This is a genomic window from Thiomicrorhabdus immobilis (assembly GCF_021654855.1).
Taxonomy (GTDB): Bacteria; Pseudomonadota; Gammaproteobacteria; order Thiomicrospirales; family Thiomicrospiraceae; genus Thiomicrorhabdus; species Thiomicrorhabdus immobilis.
The window spans coordinates 1,260,177-1,283,712 of sequence record NZ_AP024202.1 but is presented as its reverse complement, the minus strand read 5'-3'; the positions used below and the strand labels follow the sequence as shown (position 1 = coordinate 1,283,712).

Annotated in this window: 20 protein-coding genes, 4 tRNA genes and 1 pseudogene; 6 read left to right on the top strand and 19 right to left on the bottom strand. The window is 41.8% G+C overall.

What is annotated here, in order from left to right; genetic code table 11:
- Positions 1–47: 47 nt before the first annotated feature.
- From pheA to gyrA, 3 genes are all read right to left on the bottom strand, one after another.
- Entirely contained in the window at positions 48–1,139 is a 1,092-nt protein-coding gene (gene pheA / locus L6421_RS05735) for a prephenate dehydratase (protein WP_237260416.1), read from the bottom strand.
- A gap of 40 nt (positions 1,140–1,179) precedes the next feature.
- A complete protein-coding gene (gene serC, locus L6421_RS05730) occupies positions 1,180–2,274 on the bottom strand; it encodes a 3-phosphoserine/phosphohydroxythreonine transaminase (RefSeq protein ID WP_237260415.1) in 1,095 nt (364 codons plus the stop codon).
- 109 nt (positions 2,275–2,383) lie between these two features.
- Positions 2,384–5,026: a DNA gyrase subunit A gene (gyrA, locus tag L6421_RS05725; protein WP_237260414.1), complete on the bottom strand. Its 2,643-nt coding sequence runs from the start codon at positions 5,024–5,026 to the stop codon at positions 2,384–2,386.
- Between the two features lie 253 nt (positions 5,027–5,279).
- Between gyrA and ubiG the strand changes: the two genes are divergently transcribed.
- The 3 genes from ubiG to L6421_RS05710 all read left to right on the top strand — a co-directional run bounded on the left by ubiG (position 5,280) and on the right by L6421_RS05710 (position 7,488).
- Positions 5,280–5,999, top strand: a complete 720-nt coding sequence (gene ubiG / locus L6421_RS05720) for a bifunctional 2-polyprenyl-6-hydroxyphenol methylase/3-demethylubiquinol 3-O-methyltransferase UbiG (RefSeq protein WP_237260413.1) — start codon at positions 5,280–5,282, stop codon at positions 5,997–5,999.
- Between the two features lie 53 nt (positions 6,000–6,052).
- Positions 6,053–6,709, top strand: coding sequence for an HAD family hydrolase (locus L6421_RS05715; protein ID WP_237260412.1), 657 nt, complete (start codon positions 6,053–6,055; stop codon positions 6,707–6,709).
- 62 nt (positions 6,710–6,771) lie between these two features.
- Positions 6,772–7,488 (top strand): SDR family NAD(P)-dependent oxidoreductase, encoded by a 717-nt coding sequence (locus tag L6421_RS05710; protein ID WP_237260411.1) that lies wholly within the window; start codon positions 6,772–6,774, stop codon positions 7,486–7,488.
- Positions 7,489–7,772: 284 nt separating this feature from the next.
- Here the strand turns inward: L6421_RS05710 and L6421_RS05705 are convergent, their stop codons facing one another.
- From L6421_RS05705 to L6421_RS05680, 7 genes are all read right to left on the bottom strand, one after another.
- On the bottom strand, positions 7,773–8,396 hold the full coding sequence (locus L6421_RS05705; RefSeq protein ID WP_237260410.1) for a DUF4386 domain-containing protein: 624 nt from the start codon (positions 8,394–8,396) through the stop codon (positions 7,773–7,775).
- 113 nt (positions 8,397–8,509) lie between these two features.
- Entirely contained in the window at positions 8,510–9,529 is a 1,020-nt protein-coding gene (locus tag L6421_RS05700; RefSeq protein ID WP_237260409.1) for a sodium:calcium antiporter, read from the bottom strand.
- Positions 9,530–9,953: 424 nt separating this feature from the next.
- Positions 9,954–10,082, bottom strand: a complete 129-nt coding sequence (locus tag L6421_RS11550; RefSeq protein ID WP_375540373.1) for a YHYH domain-containing protein — start codon at positions 10,080–10,082, stop codon at positions 9,954–9,956.
- A gap of 114 nt (positions 10,083–10,196) precedes the next feature.
- Positions 10,197–11,501 (bottom strand): SIR2 family NAD-dependent protein deacylase, encoded by a 1,305-nt coding sequence (locus tag L6421_RS05695; RefSeq protein WP_237260408.1) that lies wholly within the window; start codon positions 11,499–11,501, stop codon positions 10,197–10,199.
- A 90-nt stretch (positions 11,502–11,591) separates the two neighbouring features.
- Entirely contained in the window at positions 11,592–12,203 is a 612-nt protein-coding gene (locus L6421_RS05690; RefSeq protein WP_237260407.1) for a BRCT domain-containing protein, read from the bottom strand.
- A 48-nt stretch (positions 12,204–12,251) separates the two neighbouring features.
- Positions 12,252–12,689, bottom strand: coding sequence for a hypothetical protein (locus L6421_RS05685; protein WP_237260406.1), 438 nt, complete (start codon positions 12,687–12,689; stop codon positions 12,252–12,254).
- 68 nt (positions 12,690–12,757) lie between these two features.
- Positions 12,758–13,312 (bottom strand): hypothetical protein, encoded by a 555-nt coding sequence (locus L6421_RS05680; protein WP_237260405.1) that lies wholly within the window; start codon positions 13,310–13,312, stop codon positions 12,758–12,760.
- 548 nt (positions 13,313–13,860) lie between these two features.
- On the opposite strand from L6421_RS05680, the gene L6421_RS11545 reads away from it, so the two are divergent.
- A complete protein-coding gene (locus L6421_RS11545) occupies positions 13,861–14,076 on the top strand; it encodes a phage integrase N-terminal SAM-like domain-containing protein (RefSeq protein WP_375540385.1) in 216 nt (71 codons plus the stop codon).
- Between the two features lie 2 nt (positions 14,077–14,078).
- Positions 14,079–14,849, top strand: a pseudogene (locus L6421_RS05675) (integron integrase); the annotation flags it as partial.
- A gap of 108 nt (positions 14,850–14,957) precedes the next feature.
- Here L6421_RS05675 and L6421_RS05670 read toward each other — a convergent pair.
- Genes L6421_RS05670 through L6421_RS05655 form a run of 4 tightly spaced genes read right to left on the bottom strand, consistent with a single transcriptional unit; the run spans position 14,958 to position 21,293 of the window.
- Positions 14,958–16,586, bottom strand: coding sequence for an ABC transporter ATP-binding protein (locus L6421_RS05670; RefSeq protein ID WP_237264427.1), 1,629 nt, complete (start codon positions 16,584–16,586; stop codon positions 14,958–14,960).
- 8 nt (positions 16,587–16,594) lie between these two features.
- Positions 16,595–17,989, bottom strand: a complete 1,395-nt coding sequence (locus tag L6421_RS05665; RefSeq protein WP_311195296.1) for an ABC transporter permease — start codon at positions 17,987–17,989, stop codon at positions 16,595–16,597.
- Positions 17,986–18,963, bottom strand: coding sequence for an ABC transporter permease (locus L6421_RS05660; protein ID WP_237264426.1), 978 nt, complete (start codon positions 18,961–18,963; stop codon positions 17,986–17,988). Before L6421_RS05660 ends, L6421_RS05665 begins: the two co-directional genes overlap by 4 nt.
- Positions 18,963–21,293 carry an ABC transporter substrate-binding protein gene (locus L6421_RS05655; RefSeq protein ID WP_237264424.1) on the bottom strand — a complete coding sequence of 777 codons (2,331 nt, stop codon included), beginning with the start codon at positions 21,291–21,293 and terminating at the stop codon, positions 18,963–18,965. Before L6421_RS05655 ends, L6421_RS05660 begins: the two co-directional genes overlap by 1 nt.
- A 151-nt stretch (positions 21,294–21,444) precedes the next feature.
- Between L6421_RS05655 and L6421_RS05650 the strand changes: the two genes are divergently transcribed.
- Entirely contained in the window at positions 21,445–22,224 is a 780-nt protein-coding gene (locus tag L6421_RS05650) for an enoyl-ACP reductase FabI (protein ID WP_237264422.1), read from the top strand.
- 456 nt (positions 22,225–22,680) lie between these two features.
- Here the strand turns inward: L6421_RS05650 and L6421_RS05645 are convergent.
- The 5 genes from L6421_RS05645 to hbs form a co-directional block, all read right to left on the bottom strand.
- Positions 22,681–22,757: transfer RNA gene (locus L6421_RS05645), tRNA-Asp, on the bottom strand.
- Between the two features lie 8 nt (positions 22,758–22,765).
- A tRNA-Val gene (locus L6421_RS05640) sits at positions 22,766–22,841 on the bottom strand.
- A gap of 118 nt (positions 22,842–22,959) precedes the next feature.
- Positions 22,960–23,036, bottom strand: a tRNA-Asp gene (locus L6421_RS05635).
- A gap of 1 nt (position 23,037) precedes the next feature.
- Positions 23,038–23,113: transfer RNA gene (locus L6421_RS05630), tRNA-Val, on the bottom strand.
- Positions 23,114–23,250: 137 nt separating this feature from the next.
- Entirely contained in the window at positions 23,251–23,523 is a 273-nt protein-coding gene (gene hbs / locus L6421_RS05625) for a non-specific DNA-binding protein Hbs (RefSeq protein ID WP_040725123.1), read from the bottom strand.
- Between the last annotated feature and the right edge of the window lie 13 nt (positions 23,524–23,536).

Below are 23,536 nucleotides of genomic sequence, written 5' to 3'. Positions count from 1 at the left end.
TAAATACTTTAGTTAAGAGAGTAATGAATATAAATTACTCATAAAGACTACAACGGAGAGACCGGAAAAGAACCTAATAACTTATAAAAAGCCGCCTTGGACTGAACTTCTTCTAAAGCTTCTTTTAAGTTTGCATCGTCTTTGTGCCCGAGAACATCAATAAAGAACAGATAATCCCAAGTTTTATCGGTTGATAAGCGCGAAACAATACGTGTCATATTGATATTGCGCTTGCTGAAACAGCTTAAAATATCCAATAAGGCGCCCGCTTTGTTGTGAATAGAAATAATCAACGCGGTTTTGTCTTCGCCACTAGGTTGTGTATCTTCTTTGCCAATCACCCAAAACTTAGTGGTGTTGTCTTTGTAGTCCTCGATATTGGCATCAAGAATAATCAACTGATACAACTGGGCCGCTTGTTCAGAGGCGATTGCCGCCAAAGTTTCGTCCGCTTGTGCCATTTTAGCGGCCAAAGCATTCGACTCTACCGCTTCGATCTCAGCCCAAGGCAAATTGTTCTTAAGCCAGGCTTCACACTGCCCCAAAGCTTGTTGATGGGCAACGACTTTTTTAATACTCTCATGCGAAACCGATTTAGACATCAAACAGTGATGAATTGGCAACTCCACCTCACCAGAGATTTTAAGCTTGGTTTTGATTAGTTCATTTTGAGACGACTTAACCACACCTTCCGATGAATTCTCTACCGGAACAATCCCGTAGTTAGCCTCACCTTTTTCAACCGTTGCAAAGACCTCTTCAATGGTTGAAACCGCTACCGCTTGTGCGGAAGAGCCAAACTGCTTAATCACGCTGGCGTGCGAATAACTACCTTCTGGCCCCAAATAAGCTACTGAAACAGGTTGTTCAAGTGCCAAGCAGGCCGACATGATCTCCCTGAAAAGCTTCGCCATTTCAACATCGGGCAATAAGCTTTTATTACGCTCTTTCACCGCTCTTAAAACCTGGGCTTCACGTTCGGGGCGGTAAAAAACCGCATCGACATTACCACCCTGGGTTTTAATATCAGCTACTTTCTGAGCGCATTCCGCTCTTTGTCCAATCAAGAGTTGAATTTGCTCATCAATCGCATCAATTTTATTACGAATTTCTGTCAGTTGTGCCTGTTCAGTTGTCATTTAAAAGCCCGTTTAATTTCAAATCGCTGAATATGGTTGATTACGCGTTTTCAGTTGCAAATTTTTGCATAAAGCCGATTAACGCATCCACACCTTCTTCAGGCATGGCATTATAAATACTCGCTCTCATGCCGCCAAATGCTTTATGACCTTTCAAACTTAGCAGGCCTGCTGCTTTTGATTGCTCTAAAAAAGCCGCATCCAAGTCGCTATCTTTAAGACTGAAGGTCACGTTCATCACAGAACGCTGTTCAAGCTTAATGCTGTTGCTGTAAAAACCAGAAGCATCAATGTAATCATAAAGCTTAGCCGCTTTGCGCTTATTCACTTCAGCAATGTGTTTAACACCACCGGTGGTTTTGATCCAATCAAATACCAAGCCTGCTAAATACCAAGCGTAGGTTGCAGGGGTATTGAACATGGATTCGTTATTGGCGTAAACATCCCAGTTCATCAGTGTTGGAGTATCTGAACGTGCATTACCTAACAGATCCTCACGCACAATCACTATCGCCAAACCTGCCGGACCAATATTCTTTTGAGCGCCCGCATAAATCATGGCGTATTTGCTCACATCAATCTCACGACACATAATATTTGAAGACATATCGGCAATCACCGGTTTACCTTGGGCAAACACCACCTCTAATTGCTCTTCCTGAAACTCTAAACCGGTAATGGTTTCGTTTGAACAAATATGAATATACTTCGCATCGGCAGAGAACTTCCAGTCACTGATGGCCGGAATTTCAGTTGGGTTTTCTTCATCACCGCCAGCAACCACGTTAACTTTGGCAAAACGAGACGCTTCTTTAATCGCCTTGGTTGACCAAACACCGGTATTGATGTAATCAACCGTATCATTTTGTTCCGCCAAGTTCATTGGAATCGCGGCAAACTGTAATGAGGCACCACCATGCACAAACAGTACCTTGTAGTTATCAGGAATCGCCATCACTTCACGTAGATCGGCTTCCATCTGATGCGCTACCGCCATATATTCTTTACTACGATGACTCATCTCCATAACCGACATGCCAGTATTCTGCCAATCTAAAAATTCAGATTCCGCTCTACGCATGACCGCTTCTGGAAGCATCGCCGGACCAGCACTAAAATTAAATGCTCTCGCCATTTTCTATATCCTTAAATATCAAAAGGATACCGTCTTAAATTAAGAGGGTATCCATATAGAGAACACACCGTTAATTGCAGCGGTTGTTCTTTTTATCGATTAAATCCAATTACTCTTCGGTCGAGTCTTCAGAATTTTCTGCTGGTGAATTGTCATCTGCTACCACTTCGGTCGCAGGCAAATCCATTACGGCATTTTCATCCACTGAATCGATTTGAACTTCTTCGTCCTCTTCGATATCAACCACCGCTAAACCAACAACCTGTTCACCTTTACCAACATTAATCAGCTTAACGCCTTGAGTGTTACGACCCACTACCGAAATCTCAGCAACACGAGTTCTCACCAAAGTCGCCTTATTGGTAATCAGTACGATTTCTTGATCGGTATTGACCGAAACCGCAGAAACCACTGGACCATTACGATCGGTCGTCTTAATCGAGATAACCCCTTGACCGCCACGATTGATGGTTGAGTAATCTTCAACCGGCGTGCACTTACCAAAACCGTGCTCGGTGGCAGTAAGAATCAACGTGCCAGGTTTGGCAATTTGCATACTGATGACTTTTGCATCACCCGCCAACTTCATACCACGCACCCCACGAGCGGTACGACCCATTACACGCACATCGCTCTCTTTGAAGCGAATCGCCTTACCGATATTGCTGAACAACATCACTTCTTGTTCGCCATCCGTTAAAGCGGTACCCACCAATTCGTCGTCATCCAATAAATCAACGGCGATAATACCGTTGGCACGAGGACGCGAGAAATCTTTTAACGCAACACGCTTAACAATCGAGTTACGAGTTGCCATGAAGACCACACGATCATCAAACTCATTGACCGGCAATACTGAAGTAATGTGCTCATTCGCTTCTAAAGGTAGGACGTTGACAATTGGCTTACCACGGCTACCACGACTGGCTAAAGGTAACTGCCAAGTTTTCTGCCAGTACAACTTACCTTTGTTAGAGAAGCACAACAACATATCATGCGTACTCGCAACAAACAGTTGCCCTACTTCATCCTCTTCTTTCATTGCCGTTGCCGACTTACCACGTCCACCACGTTTTTGCGCACGATAGTCGCTTAGCGGCTGTGTTTTGATATAACCGTCTTGCGACAAGGTCACAATACGGTCTTCAACCGCAATTAAATCTTCTGCATCTAAATCTTGGTAGCTGTAATCAATTTCAGTACGACGGGCGTCACCGAAGTTTTCAACCACTTCAACCAACTCTTCTTTGACCACTTCAGTCAAACGATCTGGATTTCTTAAAATCTCTAAGAATTCGGCAATTTTAAGAATTAACCCTTTGTACTCTTCAATGATTTTGTCTTGCTCTAAACCGGTTAGACGGTGTAGGCGCATTTCAAGAATGGCTTGCGCTTGCGCAGGCGACAATTTATAAAAAGCGCCTTCTGCACCGAAACCTTCAGGAAGATCTTCGGGACGAACATCTTTCATCTCTACGTTTTCCAGCAGATCCACCACACTGCCAATCGCCCAAGCTTTTTCAAGCATACGTTCTTTGGCAACCGCAGGACTTGGAGAGGCTTTGATTAACTCGATCATCTCATCGATGTTATTCAGAGCAACCGCAAGACCTTCTAAGATATGTGCTTTTTCACGCGCTTTACGTAAATCAAAGATAGTGCGGCGAGTCACAACTTCGCGACGGTGTTTAACAAAGGCTTCAACCACCTGTTTAAGGTTTAACAGCTTAGGCTGACCATCAATCAGCGCCACCATATTCACACCAAACACCGTTTGCATCGACGTTTGCTTGTAAAGGTTATTGATGATTACCTCAGGCACTTCACCACGACGCAATTCAATGACGATACGCATACCGTCTTTATCCGACTCGTCACGAAGACCGGTAATGCCTTCAATCTTCTTCTCTTTGACCAATTCAGCAATACGCTCAATCAGCTTGGCCTTGTTAACCTGATAAGGCAGTTCGTTGACAATGATTTGCGATTTACCGGACTTATCGGTTTCAACACACGTTTTAGAACGAATCTTAACGCGTCCACGACCTGTTTCATAAGCTTCGCGAATTCCAGAAGTACCGTTGATTAAACCGTGTGTAGGGAAATCTGGACCAGGAATGTGTTCCATCAAACCATCGATATCAATATCAGGATTATCAATAAAGGCCAAGCATGCATTAACCGTTTCAGTTAAATTATGTGGCGGAATATTGGTTGCCATACCTACCGCAATCCCCGAAGAACCGTTCACTAGAAGATTGGGAATTCGTGTCGGCAATACGTTTGGTTCTGATTCAGAGCCATCGTAGTTTTCTGAGAAATTAACCGTTTCTTTTTCCAAATCCGCTAACAGCTGGTGTGCGATTTTAGACATACGGATTTCCGTATAACGCATGGCCGCCGGAGAGTCACCATCTACCGAACCGAAGTTACCTTGACCATCAACCAACATATAACGTAACGAGAAAGGCTGGGCCATACGAACGATTGTGTCGTAAACCGCGGTATCGCCATGCGGGTGATATTTACCGATTACATCACCGACAATACGTGCCGATTTCTTATACGGTTTATTAAAATCGTTACTTAATTCATTCATCGCATATAAAACACGACGGTGAACCGGTTTTAAACCATCCCTTACATCCGGTAAAGCTCGCCCTACAATTACGCTCATCGCATAACTTAAATAGGATTGCTCCATCTCATCTTCTAAAGCTATTGGAATAATTTCACGTGCAAACTCTGACATCGAACATCCATCTTTTTGAGTAAAATCTATAAAACAGCAATTATATAGCAAATAACCCGCTTAACGCCAACATAATCTCAAACCTTTCCCCCTATCGAGAATAGCAAAAAACCGCCTGAAGGCCATTTAAATTGAAAATAACGCTTTTTATCAATTTTAGACCGATTAAAAACGCATTAAAAATAGATAATCTCGTATAATTTTCGGTTAAACCTTATTTTTTACGAAAACTTGAGTAGATTAAGAGCAAATTATGGCCGTAGAAAGCACCCAAACGAATAATGCCGATCAAAATGAATTAGACAATTTCAACCGTCTTTCCAATACATGGTGGGATTTAGAAGGTGAATTCGGTGCTTTACATAAAATCAATCCATTTCGTCTAGAATTCATTCAAAAACACCACCCGATTGAGAACCAAAAGATTGTCGATATTGGCTGCGGTGGCGGCATCCTTTCTGAATCGCTTGCGGTTAACGGTGCGGATGTCACCGGGATTGATTTAGCCAATGAGGTGTTAACGGTTGCCAAACTGCACGGCCTGGATTCTGGCGTCAAGGTCAATTACCAGTTAATCGCGGCCGAAGATTTTGCCAATGAGAACACTGAGCAATTCGATATCGTCACCTGCATGGAAATGCTGGAGCATGTTCCAGACCCGGCTTCAATCATTCAAGCCGCGGCGCAATGTGTTAAACCTGGTGGCTGGGTGTTTTTCTCAACCTTAAACCGCAATTACAAATCTTATCTGTTGGCTATCTTTGCCGCCGAGCAAGTTTTAAACTTGGTGCCTAAAGGCACACATACCCACGAAAAATTCATCACCCCTGCGGAAATGGATGCCATGGCACGTCAGGCAGATTTATATTTAAGAGATGCCGCAGGCATTGAATTCAACCCGCTACTGAATCGCTATGGGCTGAACGATGATTTAAGTGTGAATTATCTGTTGGCTTATCAAAAAGCGCTGTAACTCCAATTATCCATACAACAAAAGCAAACCATTACCAATTACTAGAGAAACTTATGTCCATAAAATGTGTTCTATTTGATTTAGACGGCACTCTTTTAGATACCTCCTACGACTTTGCCCACGCATTGAAATTAACTTGCTTAGAATTCGACCAACCGGTTCTTAATTATCAGGATATTCGCAATACGGTATCTAAAGGTGGATTAGCGATGACGCAACTCGCCTTTCCGGGCTTTGAAGGTGAAGCGTTAGAAACACGTCGTCAAACGTTTTTAGCGCATTATATGGACAGCATCAATCATCATACTCAAGTGTTTCCAGGTTTAAATGCCGGTATTGAGCTGCTTGCCCAGAAGAATATTCCGTGGGGCATTGTCACCAACAAACCGACCTATCTGACCGAAGAGCTATTGAAAAACTACCGTTTTGCTAGCGAACCGTTAAGTATCGTTTGCGGCGACACCTTAACAGTAAGAAAGCCCAACCCAGAGCCGATGTTTTTAGCGGCCGAGCAATGTGGTGTAAAACCTGAAGAGTGTATCTATATCGGTGACCACCCAAGAGATATCGAAGCCGGTATTAATTCCGGTATGAAAACCGCTGCGGCCATGTATGGCTATCTGCCTACCGAAGCGACGGCAAAAGACTGGCCTGCGGACTTTTTCTTCCATACCCCGTACGAAGTCACCGAATTCATTGAATCTTTATAAATTAACACTTTAAAAAGTTTAATAAACAACCCAACTAACCGATTGATAAAAAGAGATAAACTATGCAAACTTATTTAATTACGGGTGCGGCTCAAGGCCTAGGCAACGCATTAGCACGACAACTAATTAAATTAAATCATCAAGTCATTCTTTTAGATAAAGAATTAAAGCGCCTTAATGCCTTTTACGATGAAATTGCACAATCTGAATTTGATATCAATTTAGTCGCACTCTATCCAATGGATTTACTGGGTGCCAATATCGATGACTATAAAGCCCTTACAGAGAACCTAGCCAATGAATACGGCCAGATTGATGGAGTGTTTTTGAATGCCGCGATCCTGCCTGCCTTTACCCCCATTGAACACTTTGACTACATGCAATGGTATGAAGTGTTGCATACCAATTTAAATGCAAATTTTCACCTTATCCAACAAACCCTACCGCTACTATCCCTTTCAAATGAAGGGAAAATCATTGCTATTACGGATAACAACATTACCGAACATCCAGCCTATTATGGGGCTTACGGGGTGGCTAAAGCCGGCTTGGAACAATTGATCAAAACCGTTGCCGCCGAAACCAAACAAACAAGTTCACATTGCTACATCGCCAAATTAGAAACCTTTGCCACCGAATCACGCGGCAGACTCTTCCCTGGCGAAAACCCGACAGAACTGACGTCTGCAGAAGATATGGCGAGTTTTATATTGGATTCGGTATTTGACCAACCCATAATGATTACAACAGCGGATTTTGGAACGGTAGAAAAGCTGTGATTTGAAAACTGACCAGGCCTGGTCAGTTTATATTTTCAATAAAAAAGGCAATAAAACCAAAACCGAGCCTGTAATGACAAGTACATATAGATTGTTCACAAAAAAAGGCAAAACTAGAAGAATGATTCCCGCCAAAAAAGGTACTGGGTATTTTTGCTTTTTCCCATACAGAAAGAATCCCAGCCCTATCGAGCTAAAAAACAATCCCCAAACCAGTAGTGATGAATCACCCATATAACCTGCCTAAATAGACTCTAATTCAATTATTTTCCAAACCTTTGTGACTATTGCTTGCCGCCTTTCGCAAGGAGCCAAATAGCAAATGACATCTCTCCCAAAATACTTGGGATTGCGACCAAAGCCAAGAAAACTGAAGCATATATCTGATAATTTGGCAGCATAAAATGTGCAGCGGTATCCAGCATATACATGAAACCCGCAATGACAAGCAAGAAAGCTATGATTTTAGGCTTACCGATGATATTGCCCAACAGCATAAGATGAATACCAAAAAAGAACAGCCCGATAAGCCAAACCGTATTGAAAACATCAACTTGCCTTAGAATCGTATCATTCGTAGTTGAAGTGAAGATCGTTGCAAGCGCAAAGATGGCAACTCCCATAATGGCTGCGTGCATCATCCTAAACAGCATACTCAAAAGAGACAAAACATGTTGTTTGTATAACTCATAAAGAGCCCACGCGATAAGCACATCGAAAACCACCGTTATCAAAAATGCTAAAATGCCCGAGCGTACCAAAATAGGATTTTGCCGAATGGTCGATAGAGGCGCATCAATCAAAGACGCAATCACAAAGAAGTTTGCATAGATAGCGGCAAAGAAAATAATCAAGTAGCTAATGCCTGCTATCAAAGCAAGTGTTCGCTGTTCAAGACTTCTGTTCATTTTCAACTCCTCAAGCATATAGAAATCATTAAACACAACCCTGAAGTAAACAGCCAGCTTAATGATACGGAACACATTGATTTGATTAAGTTTTCAGTCTTGTTGCTTACCTATCAGCTACCTACCATCACCAAACCGAGAGCAATGGTGTAGACAGCTAGGATTAAAGCACTTTCAAAACCGATTCGGCCAATGCCATAGGTCTCTCGTCGTACCATTCCCAAAAGCAGAATGGCCGCCATCAAAATACTCACCAATCCCCATGTCATTTGAACAGGCGCCATATCATGATAGATTGAGCCTTCAGAGTAACCAGCATCAGCCGCGGCGACAACCAACATATTAAAACAGTTAGTACCAAAAATATTGCTTACAGCAAGGGTTAAGGCTCCAATCCGTATTGCTGCTATAGTCGTCACCAATTCCGGTGTAGAGGTAGCTAGAGCAGTCAACAAGCCCCCTACAATGGTATCGGACATCCCGGTATCATCAGCAATCTCTTTTGCCGCTTCCATCAGGACCCAACCTGCCGCACCAGTCAAAATAGCCATACTGATAAAACCCAACCATACTGTCGTCAAACTCCCATGATGATGTTTGTCAGGCTCATCCGAAACGGTCTGATTGGTCTGCCTAGGAAACCACATAGGTCGGGTTTGAGTACGAAGCACTAAGTGCAAACCAAATAGATAAGCTGCCACAATCACGGGGGTGATTGGGTGTACATTCAGCAGGGTAATGGATGGTGTAAAGACGGCAAGCAACGGTAAAGTCAATAATACAATCAGCAGTCCCGCCAGCATGAGGTTAACGGAAGATGCCGCCGCATGCTCCAAATTCGCTTTGCGGTAAACAATATCCGCCACACCAAGAAAAACCAAGTTAACAGCCATACTACCCATGACATTACTCATTGCCAAATCAGGACGTGAATCCACCGCAGCACTCAAGGTCGCGGCAAAGTCAGGCAAAGAAGTCACACCAGCCAACAGTAAAACGCCAAAGAGTGCCTCACCCAAACCTGTCTGGTCGGCCAGCCTATCAGCCAATCGAGCCAGCTGGGTGCCTGCGATGATGATGACCAATGCAGCCACACTAAAAGCGATGATACTAGGTGTTAAGGATGTAAACATACAAGCCTCGAAAAACGATGAAATCGTAAATAATGTTTTAGCAAAACAACATTGTTAAAACCAAACACTAAAATATAGTTTGCCATATTTCATCAATGAAACTACAGCTTTTTACATGGTGTGACGTCATCATTTTTGACACCAATTCAAACGTTACACAGGAGCAGAATGCCAAGCTTTCTAGTTCTTTTTATGTCTTCAGCACCTACTGAATCATCTAAATGCTTAAAGAATACCTTGTGCTTCAAATCACCATTTCACTTATTTATGGGAATATCTTTTTGTGACTAAACATTTAAGCTAAGCGGCTGGGCTTTAGCGCGGTCGGGTTGAGTGTATTGCTAGGTGTGCTAGTTTTGCTTTATTAGAAATTGATTTCTTGTTTAGGTACACCATAGAACAAAGACTAAGCACTCGCGTAAAGTTAATGGCAGTGATAAGTACCGTTCTTAGTATCATTGTGGCATCCTTCTGAATTGGTGCGTCCAGAGTGCCCATAGGCAAGGCTTGAAATAAATATAATTAGTAATGAAGTAACGATAGTTTTTTTCATTGGAAAGTACCCTTTTAATCAATTATTTATTATTGACACCTAACGCCGCGCTCTGCGGCAAATTTGAAGCGCAGCGGAAAATTTGTCCGACAGCAGTGCTTTGTTAGAACCCCCTCATTGGCTGATCACTTCCTCACCGTCACCCGAGATTTCATTATCTTTGAAATATTCAATTATCATTTGCCTATTGTCGTAGGTAAGACTGTACCAACTTTCTTTCCAAGCGGTAAAAGCGTGCCATGAACGACCGAATATTTGTTTTTTTGACATATTTCCAAAAGATGTGCTCACAGCAGATAAGTAGACTTCTTCTAGTGAAGTGTCCTTTATGTCCATAATTGAACCTAAATGAATCAGCCACTTAGCCAAATGTACGTATTGATTCCAAGCACCATTTTCAGAAGTAAAATTATCTTTTCTCTTCAGAACATCTTTCAGGAACCTCACAACATCAGGATGAGATATTAAAATTCCATTTGAGGATAATGTTGCAACAATCTCGAAGAATGAATCGCTTTTCTTTAAATAAGCATCGGTGAACTTCTTTGTGCCTTCAAGCACTGGCATTAATAGGTTTCTAGACTTTGCTACACGGTCTTTAATACTACTATGTTTGCTTAGAATTTTAGATATAAAATCATCGATTTCGGTATTATCTATAACCCGCAGACCATAGCTTCTATCGTAATAGTCTTTAACATTTTGATCTACCTCACTCCGCGATAAAAAGAATAAGTTTTGCCTGTTTATATCGTGAATTCGATTAGATCTTTGGTTATTCAAAATGGCTCTAAAATTGATATCTCCGAGGGAGTAACCAATTATTATCGTAGTATTTTCCTCAATCAGAGTCTGAATTTTCTTCGAAAAATAATCCGGTCGATTTATAAAACGAAAGTAATCATCAGCTGTAACAACCATTTTCTTTGGGTGTTTAACTGAACCATGCACATGATATATCTGAACACCCTTAGGCTGTCTATTTACTGGATAACCGATAGAGTATGATGTTGATTCTTTATCTTCTAGCAGCCCCTTTTCGATCAACTCATCGTAATTAGTCGTTATGAATTTCAAATCAGAAAATTCTTCAACGAACTTTTTTACCTTGTCCGAACTTTTTCCTAATTTTAATTTGCGAATAATCTTTGCTATTTCCGTGTGTAGGCACTTGCCTTCAGACTGCATCCTTACTTGTATTATGCTAGCGCATTCCTCTAGCGGCATCACTGGCTTATTGTCGGGAAATAACTGCTCAATAAGTTCGTCACCATTTTCAATTTTTTTCGCACATTTTTGCAACAGACTTAACCATGACGGTGCTTTCAAATCGGTTAAATGCATAGAAAACCCCGTCCCTACAAACATACATATCGATTTTGATTCTAATGCATAGGCTAATTCATAGTAGGAATCCAATTTTACTCTCCATGTTTAGATGATGCTGAGCGGGCTTCTAACGTTTAAGCTAACCGGTCGCGCGTTAGCGCGGTCAGGTTGAGTGTATTGTTAAGCGAATTTGCCTTCATTTGCCCAATGCTCTTCCGTGATGATGATTAATTGGATGCCTGAATTACGGTATTCCATAGCTTTTTCAATTTTCCTTCCAAAGGTCTCATGTGCCCAACTATCTGTCACATAAGTTCCAAGCACTAAGTAATCAAGAGTTTTGGTAACACTTTTTGCATTGACGCCGCCTAAACTTTCGGTCGCCGACTGGCATTGCTTGCGATTGCCAAAGGCACAAGTACCAGTGAATAAAAAAGATTTGTTTTCAAATACTATTGGAGGCATTGGTTCGTTTATTGGCAGGGATGATGTTTTTGCTAATTCACCTATTTCAGAACTTTCTCCTGATACTGTGTTCAGGATATTCATAAGCTCAGCGGATTCTTCTGAATCCAAAACTCCATCCTTGAGCATAGAGCCAACTTTTTCTAAAAGGTTAACAATTATAGGGTTTTCACTAGACTGTCTATTCTGGACAAGCCAGCCCATAAGAAACTCTGCTTCAGTTTGGTCAACTTTACCATCAGCAATAAGCCCTTTACTTAAACCAATTAAAGTGTCTATTTGACGGTCTTGAATATTCTTTTTATTAAATCTAGTGAAAATGTCCATTGGTATATTCTCAATTTATTCGCTTAACGCCCAAATAACCGGCGCACGTTAGTGCGTCCGACGCCTGTAAGGCGTGTTGTTAATTTGCTTGTTAAGTGCCTTTATTTCTAAGTCAATTTTTTTTAGTTGTTTTTCTATTAGTTCATCTTGCTTTGGTTGGACTTTAAATTGCCACATGAAAAAACCAAAAGAAATGATTGCAATAGATACTCCGACGCCACCATTTATTATGGACATATAGAATTTTTTGTTTTCTGGGTCTATTTCAGCTTTTCGCTCAAGTATTTCTATTCTTACTTGTTGGTCAACAGTTGGTTTTTTAAGCTTTTTTAGTATTTCAAGCTCTTCATGTACAGCAAATGTTCTGTCTAGATGAGTGTTATAAGTAGAGACAAAAGCGACCATGCATGCGAACAGCAACGCCAAACCAAATAACGCATAAAATTTGTATATATTGTCTGTTGGAATTGGAACTCTAGTGTTCATCTGTGCTCCTTACACTTAACGTTTAAGCTAACCGGCCGCGCGTGAGCGCGGTCAGGTTGAGTGAATTGTTATGTGTTGTCATATTTCGCAATGGCCTCCAAACATAATGTATCTACCCGTTTAATAACAATTAAAACTTTGCCGATAATGGTTCTAAACTCATTTCTCATAAGTTCACGGATTAATTCATCCTGCATCCATGAATCATATTCAACTCGCCTTTTATTTGCGTGACTTAAATTCCCGTAAATAAAAGTCTCCATTATTTCACGATGAGTTAACGAACGATTTATATTGATGTTTGATTTTCTATCAAGGAAACCATTGAGTGCAGACCTAGCTTCTTCAAATTTATTTAAAAGTTCATTGTCATTTATTTTTTCTCGAAAGCTGAAACTCATTTGGTTAAAAGAAATGAATTCATTATTTTGAATAAAAAATCTGAATGTTAGAAGATATGCATCGATATGCTCTTGATTTGGACCCTTGTCTAATAATACATGTCCATTTTCACCCCAGATTATTTTGACACTTGTGGGTTTAGACATTTCTTTAGCAAAAGTGCTATTGAGAAGCTTCGTTGCTTTTCCATGAAAAAACTTAAACGATTCTAGATTATCCAAATAGCTCTCCAAGTTTACACACAACGCTTCAATAACCGGCAGCTGGAACGTAGCGAAGCGCAGTGTAAGCTGTCCGGCGCCAAAGGCGCGAAGTTGATTGACTTGTTAGTTTTATTCCTCGTACTCCCATTCGTCTTCTTCAATGAGCTTGTCGAGTTTCTTTCTGACGTCTGAAGCAACCAGCTCTTCATATGTTGCACCTGCGCCCTGTTTTTTCCAATGCCCCATGCTTGGGTTGCCGACAGTTAAAGTCTCGCTATCTCCATTAAGCTTAACTACAGCTCCATCAGGTGCATCTAGGATTTCTTCGGCTTGCTCTTTAGTGACTCCAAAATAAAATCCCCAGCCACCTGTCTGTTGCTTTTGTAATAACCTGCTTCTTCAATTTACTACTCCAAAACTAACATTTAGTATAAGGCAAATATGCCTTAATATTGTTTATTAGAAAGATATTCAGGCAACTTTAGTGAAATATCTGTCTCTATTGTTTTGACAGATTATCATGTATTATCGATAAATCTATTCAATACGATATAAATATCAATGCAATGAATACTACATCAAACAGAACTTCATTACTAGAAGAAATGCGTAGTCAATTACGTCGTGAAGGATATGCTTATTCAACTGAGAATACTTATTGCGATTGGGTCAAGCGGTTTGTAAAATTTCACTCGATTAAAAGCCGTGAGGCAATGTTGGATAGCCCTGCTGCGCAGGTAGAACAGTTTTTAACGCATTTAGCCGTTCACCAGAACGCGTAGCCCCTTCTACTCAAAATCAAGCGCTTAATGCTTTAGTTTATTGTTATAGCAAAGTATTAAAGACACCCTTTACAGGTGTTAAGGCGAGTAGATCTCGTAAAGAACCTAGAATTCCAGTCGTACTTTCAAAGGAAGAAGTTGCACAGGTTTTACCACTAATAGATGGAACGGCGGGATTAATTACCAAATTGCTTTATGCCGGTGGTTTAAGAATTACCGAAGCGGTGCGTTTACGGGTTCAAGATATCGATTTTGGATTTAGACAAATTACGGTTCGCGATGGCAAAGGTAAAAAAGATAGGGTTACCCCGCTCGCTGATAATTTAGTATTGTTGTTAGAAAATCAATTAAAAAAAGTACAAGTTCTGCATCAACAAGATTTAGAGCATGGGTATGGTTCAGTATATTTGCCTTATGCTTTAGCTCGAAAATATCCTAATACGGATAAAGAATTCGGCTGGCAATACGTTTTTCCGAGTCGAAACTTAGCTAAAGATCCTCGTTCTGGTTTAATGCGCCGTCATCATATTGATCAGTCGGTCATTAATAAAGCAATTAAACGTGCCGTTCAAAAAAGCGGTTTAATCAAGAAAGTCAGTGCCCATACTTTCCGGCATTCTTTTGCCACTCATTTACTTCAAACGGGTACTGATATCAGGACCATTCAAGCCTTATTGGGACATGCAAGCTTACAAACGACCATGATTTACACCCATGTTCTAAAACAGGGGGCAAATGGCGTTAAGAGTCCGTTTGATGATCTTAATCTTTAAAGAACGGACTCTTAATGCATTTGCTCTCTCACCAATATTACTAGGCCTGGCAGCTTTCGATACGAAAAATCGTTAATTAAAACGGTCTAGACTTTTTAGTCAATAATCTTAAGCAAACATCACCTTACGTATCAGCTCTGGCGCTGAGTTGAGCAATTGTTTGGTGTAGTCTTGTTGTGGGTTATGCATTATCTCTTCTACCGTACCCTGCTCGACCACTTTACCGTTTTGCATCACCGCGACTTTATGGGCGATGCTTGGGATAATGGATAAATCATGGGTGATAAACAGGTAAGAAAGCTGATATTTTTGCTGTAAGTCTTCCAACAGTTTTAATACCTGTGCTCTCACGGTTACATCCAACGCGCTGGTAGGTTCGTCACAAATAATCAGCTCCGGCTCTACCGCCAAGGCTCTTGCTATACCGATACGTTGACGTTGCCCGCCAGAGAACTCGTGCGGATAACGGTGTTTATGCTCGGCCAATAGCCCCACTTGCATCAGCAACTCATCGATTCGTTCATCTTGGTCTTGCTTGTTTTGACTTCCCACCTTAAGACTCACCATGCCTTCACGAATGATTTCGCTAATGGTCATTCTTGGATTTAGCGCGGAAAACGGGTCTTGGAAAATGACTTGGATTTTTTTACGCAGAGGCTTCATCTGGCGTTCAGATAAATCGGTTAAGTTGATTTGATTGTCATTTTCGCCCGCATAAGACACCTGGCCTTGTGTGGTATTCACCAGCTTTAAAATGGCTTGCCCAATGGTACTTTTACCGGAACCCGATTCACCAACCAGGGCTAAAGTCTGACCTTTTTCAATAATCAGACTGACACCATCTACCGCCCTTACCATGCCGACCGTACGTTGGAACAGGCCTTTTTTGATAGGGAAATGTACTTTCAAATCATTGAGTTCCAATAACTTTGTAGAGTTGAGCTGAGGTTTCAAGGTCTGCTTAGGTACGGCATCTTCAAGTAGTTTACGTGTATAGGGATGAGTGGCATGGTTGAAAAAATTCTCTTTATCCGCTTGCTCTACAATTTTCCCTTGCTTCATTACCGCAACCGTATCGGCCATTTCATAGACCACTCCCATATCATGAGTGATAAACAAAATCGACAGGCCGCGTTGCTGGCGAATCGACTTCAGTAAATCGAGTACTTGAGCTTGAATAGTCACATCCAAAGCGGTGGTCGGCTCGTCGGCAATCAACAGATCCGGTTCACAAGCCAATGCCATCGCAATCATCACACGCTGTTTTTGACCACCCGATAGCTGATGCGGGTACCAATCAAAACGCACATTGGCTTCCGGGATACCGACCTCTTCAAACAACGCGACCACCTTTTCCCTTGCGGCATGGTTTCTTAAACCCAAGTGCAGTTTCAATACCTCGGCGACTTGATCCCCCACTTTCATCACAGGGTTAAGCGAAGTCATCGGTTCTTGGAAAATCATGGCGACTTTTTTACCACGCACTTTTTGCATTTGATATTCAGGCAGTTCAAACAAACTCTGTTGCTGCAATAAAATGTCACCTGCAGTCACCCTGATTACATCTGGAAGCAAACGCATTATGGCTAGGGATGTCAGCGACTTGCCGCTACCGGACTCGCCAACCAATGCAAATATTTCTGCGGGTTTGATAGCAAAACTTATGTTATCGATAAGGCAGTTTTCACCTACTTTCAACACTAAGTTCTGTACATTCAACACATTGGCTTCTGACATGATAATTCCTATTTTTCAGACCTTGGGTTTAATACCCACTGTACTCTATCCGCGAACAAGTTCGCCGCTAACACTAAAATAAACATAAAGATAAACGCCGATACCAACGACCACCAAACCATTGGCTCCCTGGCCATTTCCAACCTGGCCTGGTTAATCATATTCCCCCAGCTTGGCATGGTGGGATCGACCCCTACACCTACATAAGACAATACGGCCTCTGCAAGCACTAAGCCACTAAAATCGAGCACCAAAGCGATTAAGATTAAATGAACTAGATTAGGAAAAACATGTCTACGGATAATGGTAAACGGTTTTAGACCAAATGCTTTAGCGGCGGTCACATATTCGATTTGACTGATTTTTAGGGTTTCGGCACGTAATAAACGACATAGCCCTGTCCAACTGGTCATCCCTAAAATCAAGATTAAAAACAGCAAACGCATGTCGGCACGCTCTTCGGTACTGCCAAACCAATCGGCATGCGTGCTCATAATCGATTGCATCACCAACACCGCCGCAGCAATCAATAGTACACCTGGAATGGAGTTTAAGGTGGTGTACAGATACTGAATGACATCATCAATCCAACCTTTGAAGTAGCCAGCACTGATCCCCAGCAACAAGGCCAAAGGTAGCATCACAACAGTAGTTAAACCGCCAATCAACACTCCTGTGCGTATACTTTTCAAAGACTGATAAAGCACGTCTTCACCGACTTTATTGGTGCCTAAGACATGGTAATCAAAACTTAATATATAAAATGCCAGGCCAATAAAGGTAATCGAAAACAAGGTTAGGTAAGCCATTCCCCAAGGCAGTCTTTGTTGTTTAACCTCGGCGGTTTGTCGAGCCAGAGAATTCAAATAAAAGTAGCTATGGAAAATCGCAATGCCCATCAATAGGCTTAGCGCTCCCATTAATGCCCAAACGATTTGAGTTAACACATCATAAGTGACTAAACTCTTGTCCATATCGATGTGTTGTGCAACATGTTTGAGCGGCAGATAGACTTGTTGAACTTGGCCATTTTCGCCATACACCACAGTTGAACTGTATTCATGTAAGGCAAAAGGCGCTGAATAGGTTCTCTCTGTATTTTGAATGAGATGCTCCAAGCCCATGTCCAAAACACTGATTAACTCTTTGTGTGTATTGCTGTTGGTTACGTCCTGCGCATCTGGGGTGTTTTTAAAATGAACTGAATCGAGCAACGCGATGGAAAAATACACCAATAGAACCAAAACAGAGACCATGGCGGTTTTAGATTGAAATACAGAGTGCCATTGTGCGCGTTTTTGTGGGTCATGCAAAATCTGGACTATACCCATCACGATTAGGATAAATAACCCCCAAATCATAATATCCGTCCATAAAAATACCGGCATCATGGAATCCATCATGAGAGTTTCACCCTTGGATCAAAATAGGTATAGGAGATATCAGTCAAAATCAGACCAATAATATAAAGCACCGAACCTAAGAAAACCATGGCCTTAACAATCCCAAAATCCTGGGATTGAATGGCATCAATCGTATAACTGCCCAGGCCTGGTATACCAAAGAACGATTCCATGATTAAACTGCCCATAAATAGGCTGGGAATCACCACCACCACACCGGTCAAGATGGGCAAAAGTCCGTTTTGTAGAACATGACCAAACAACACCTTAATTTCAGACAATCCCTTAGCCCGTGCAGTACGTACATAGTCTTTATTGATCTCTTCTAAGAAGATGCTGCGATACCAACGAATGCCCGCACCGATTCCAGCAAACACACCAATCAACACCGGCAAGACCAAGAACTTAAGTCCTTCAAGCCCTTCTGCATAACCGGAGATGGGCACCCAATGCCAGGTTTTACTGAACAAAACTTGCCCGGCGATAATGTAAAACAGCCCGGAAATCGACATAATCGCCACCGCAACACCCATGGTAACACTGTCCAGTGTTGACCCTCTAAACAACACTATCAACAGAGCTATCGCTATATTGGTGACCAAACCAATAATAAATGTCGGCAAAGCAATGGCCAAACTTGGCCACATGCGTTCATAGATATCCGATGAGATTTGGCGGCCTGAATCCGACTGACCAAAATCAAAACTGAAAAGTTTTAATGACTCTTGGACAAACAAGGTATCGGTTAACAGACTTGCACCCTCTGCGCTTTGGTTAACAAACAAGGGCTTATCGTAACCATGGTCTACCTTCCAGGCCTGAATCATCTCTGGTGTGGTCTGTTTAGCGCCCAATTGGGCACGCGCCATATCGTCAGGGGTATTCACCATAAAAAACAGCGCAAAAGTGATTAGATTCACCCCGATTAGAATCGGTACGGCAAATAACAGACGTCTAACAATATAGGCAAACATCAACTGACCTCGCCATTTTTGCTGGTCATGCTTTCTGATTGAAGCATTGCTGAACCCTCCGCTTTAAGCTTGGTTTTTTGGCGTTGTTGATACGCCTTTTTGAGCGGCCAAATAGAAACAAGGACTAAAACCAACATTAAAACAATCGGCCAAATCACCGGTTTATTCCAGTTTTTCTGATTTTCATAGCGCTGTTGTGCATCGATTCGTTTGTATTTGATGGTGTTATTGGCTAACGCATTCGGCCAGACGTTTTTATACCAACTATGGTACAGAGCCAATGATTTGGGGTGGAAGCCCCATGCCCAAGGAGCATCTTGTTGCACCAACTTAACCATTTTTTGGATAATCGCCAATCGTTCAGGACCATTCGGCATGGTTTTCATCTGTTTAAACAGTTGATTGAACCTTTTATTATCGTAGTTCGCACTGTTGACACCGCTACCTTTGGTGTTAATGGTGGCATTGCCTCCGTAAAGCAAGAATAGGAAATTCTCCGGATCTGGATAATCAGCATTCCAACCCCAACTAAACATCTGGCCTTTTGCCTGGCGGATTTTGTCTTGAAAACGATTGTAGTCGGTGGCACGAATAATCAAGTTTATCCCTAACTTAGCGAACTGTTTACGATACCAATTCAACTGTGACTGGCTATCTGGACCAGTTGCCGCGGTATCATAATAAAGCGACAGGACCTCACCGTTTTTTTTGCGGCCATTGGGATAGCCCGCTTCAGCCAATAACTTTTTCGCGTATTCAATCGATTTACGGCGCGGGTGATTATCCTGCCAATCATACATAAATGGATTGATTCCATTTTGCCCCGATTCATAGCCGACAATTCCTGGAGGAATCGGCCCTTGTGCCGCAATTCCACGCCCATTCATAAAGATGGAAATATACTCCTCAAAATTAATGGCAATACTGATGGCTTGACGTAATTTTTGTTGTTTTTTTGAGTAGCCTCCCACAACAGGGTCAGCCATATTAAAGCCAAAGTAGTAAATAGTCGGTTCTACCTGGCTTAAAAACTGAATGCCTTTTTGTTGCATCGCAGTGGTTAAATTCATATTGCCAGAACCGGAAACGGAAACCGCCTGATCAAAACTATCTGAACTCACACCTGAAGCATCGTAATAGCCTTGTAAGAACTTATTCCATAGAGGCACACTCTCTTTTTCTAAGCTATACACCACTTCTTTAATAAACGGTAAAGGCTTGCCAGCGTCAGCAAGTAAAGCGGGATCGGCATCATCAGCCAAGCCATCCGTTGGATAATAGGCTTGATGATAATTTGGGTTAACCAGTAAACGCATAATACGATTAGGGTTGTTCTCAGCCAAATAATAAGCCCCTGTTCCAACAGGAGAAGTATCTAAAGTGATATTTTTTTCTACCAGGCCTGGTTGTTTATAAAACTTATCAGCCTCCCAAGGTATCGGTGCAAAAAAGTTCATGGTCAGCCAATACAAAAACTGTGGGTAAACACCATTAATCTTGATTTTAAAATGTGTCTTATCAATAACTTGAACACCACTAATCTCATACTGATTCAAGTCGAAATAACGGTATTTGCTCTGCGCACCTTCTTGTTTGAGTTGTTCGGAAAACGCCGCTGTGACCGTTTCTGAGAATGTTTTTAAACCCACAATATAAGCCTGCATCGAATCCAGAATTGGCGAATGATTTTGACGCAAAGCCATACGTTTGATTGCATAAACATAGTCTTTTGCATGTAGGTTGCGACTGGACTGTTCTGCGAAATCATTAACACTATTGATTGATGCCAACTGATTATCGGTTAAAGCATGATAGAGATACCCGCCTCCTTTTTGAGCAAAAGCCGGGTGGTTTTGGAACTTAACATCCTCTTTTAATTCAAAGAGATACTCGGTGAATTTAATTTGTTTACTGTTTTCAGAAACCGCCCTGTTCGCTTGGTCTAAATAGCGAATTTCAGGCATTTTGGTAAGTGTTAACGGCTCTACTTGATAAGGGCGTCTCAAGTAATGGTATTGCAAGGGAGGCTCATAAATCTGACTTAAAAAAGCCCACTCATTTGAGTTGTAAGAGACAACCGGATCCAAGTGTTTAGGAGGCGAACTAAAAGAACTGAATAGGGTTTGTTGTTGAACCTGTTCGTTTGAATAAGGAGAATTCAAATTCCCTGCATGATTTGCCGTGGCAATAGAAACACCAATCAACACTAAGAGCCATCTAAAGCGGTTTAAACACCCGTTTTTACAACGGTTTTTGTAAATCATGCTCTGTTGAGATTTAAACAAAGTGGTATTTCCCATAAACAATGACTGAAGGTATTTAAAATTCATAACTTCGAGCATTATAACCAATAATTTAGCGTTATAATGCGTATAAATTTTAATGACATTCAAGTTACTCTACAAACGATTCTGAGATACTCAATCAGTTTAGATAAAATCAAGAATGTCTCTGTCTAATAAATCACTATTGGAGAACAATATGGGATTCCTTACTGGAAAAAAAGCCTTAATCATCGGCGTTGCAAACAATAAATCTATCGCTTACGGTATTGCGAAACAAATGCGTGAACAAGGCGCGGAAATCGCGTTAACTTACCAAAACGAAAAACTTAAAGGTCGTGTGGAAAAAATCGCTGATGAGTTAGGATCCACCATTATTCTTCCTTTAGATGTCGCCAGCGACGCTGAAATTGACGCCACTTTTGCTGAATTAGCTAAAACTTGGACTGATGGTTTAGATATTCTGGTTCACTCGGTTGCTTTTGCTCCGCGTGAAGAGCTTGAAGGACGCATGATTGACGCCTCTACCCGCACAGGTTTCAGCATCGCGCATGACATCAGTGCCTACAGCTTAACAGCTTGTACTAAAGCCGCTTACGATATGTTAAAAGCCAAAAATGGTTCAGTAATGACGGTTTCTTATCTTGGTGCTGAACGTGCGGTACCTAACTACAATGTCATGGGCATTGCCAAAGCGTCTTTAGAAGCAACGGTACGTTATTTGGCCGCAGACTTAGGACAAGACGGAATCCGTGTAAACGCCGTTTCAGCAGGCCCTATCCGCACGCTTGCTGCCGCTGGAATCAAGGACTTCAGAAGCATGCTGGACAAAGCAGCACAAGCTACCCCACTACGTCGCAATGTAACGATTGAAGAGGTCGGCAATACAGCGGCATTCCTATGTTCTGATTTAGCTTCAGGTATCACAGGTGAAATCACTTATGTTGATGGTGGTTACAACGTGACAGCTTCAACCTAATTCAAACTGTTCATAATACCTACCAGGCCTGGTAGGTTTGAATGTAAGCAGTTGAAACATTCTAGATTAATTAAAACCGCACCTTCACAAGCGCGGTTTTTTTATGGATTCAATAAATACATTACCTGCTCTACAAACCTGCATACAATGACAAACTGGCTTAAAGCCATAAACATAACCCCTTCCCGAAAATAAAGCTCACCAGGCCTGGTAGATTGAAGCTTGCCAGCGTTAAAACCAAAACTACACAACATCTACCAACAATAATCACAGTAAATCATCAAAACAAGGTTATCACCAGATGTAATAAACTAAGTTAAGGTCTAAGTTACGATCCAAGTTGTATTGGCAATGCAACCAACGATTCGATTAATGGAAATAAGCAATGGAAAGCAGAAAATAAATCCTAGAAATGAAAAAAGCCACTACAGTGAACTGTAATGGCTTTTTAGATACTGGCGGAGCGGACGGGATTCGAACCCGCGACCCCCTGCGTGACAGGCAGGTATTCTAACCAGCTGAACTACCGCTCCTAATTGTATGGTGGGTGATACTGGGCTCGAACCAGTGACCCTCGCCTTGTAAGGGCGATGCTCTCCCAACTGAGCTAATCACCCAGGATGTAAGTTAAGTCTTAATTTAGACACTTTGTAAGTGCTTAAAGCTTAACTTTTGTTTACTGCAAACTCCTGAAGATTTGCAATAAAAAAGCTAGTCAAGACTAGCTTTAAAATATGGCGGAGCGGACGGGATTCGAACCCGCGACCCCCTGCGTGACAGGCAGGTATTCTAACCAGCTGAACTACCGCTCCGTGGTGGGTGATACTGGGCTCGAACCAGTGACCCTCGCCTTGTAAGGGCGATGCTCTCCCAACTGAGCTAATCACCCAATCAAACTTGCTCTACATGGCTTGTGGCCTGTGTTGCTGTGCTTAATTGATGTGGCGTATTATAGAGTTCTGGGAGAGCTTGTCAATCAAATTTAAATGTTTTTTTACATTTTTTTGACAGCTAATTTCTAAGTTATTAATTAACCGCTTCTTTTAGTGCTTTACCAGCAGTAAACTTAGGAACTTTAGCTGCAGGAATTTGCATTTCAGCACCAGTTTGTGGGTTACGACCAGTACGTGCAGAACGCTCACCAACTTTGAAAGTACCAAAACCGATAATAGCAACAGAATCACCTGAGCTCATTGCTTTAGTAATAGAAGCTACTGTTGCATCTAATGCTTTAGCTGCATCTGCCTTTGTTAAACCAGCTTCTTCTGCGATTGCACTTACTAATTCAGATTTATTCATTTTTTTCTCCATG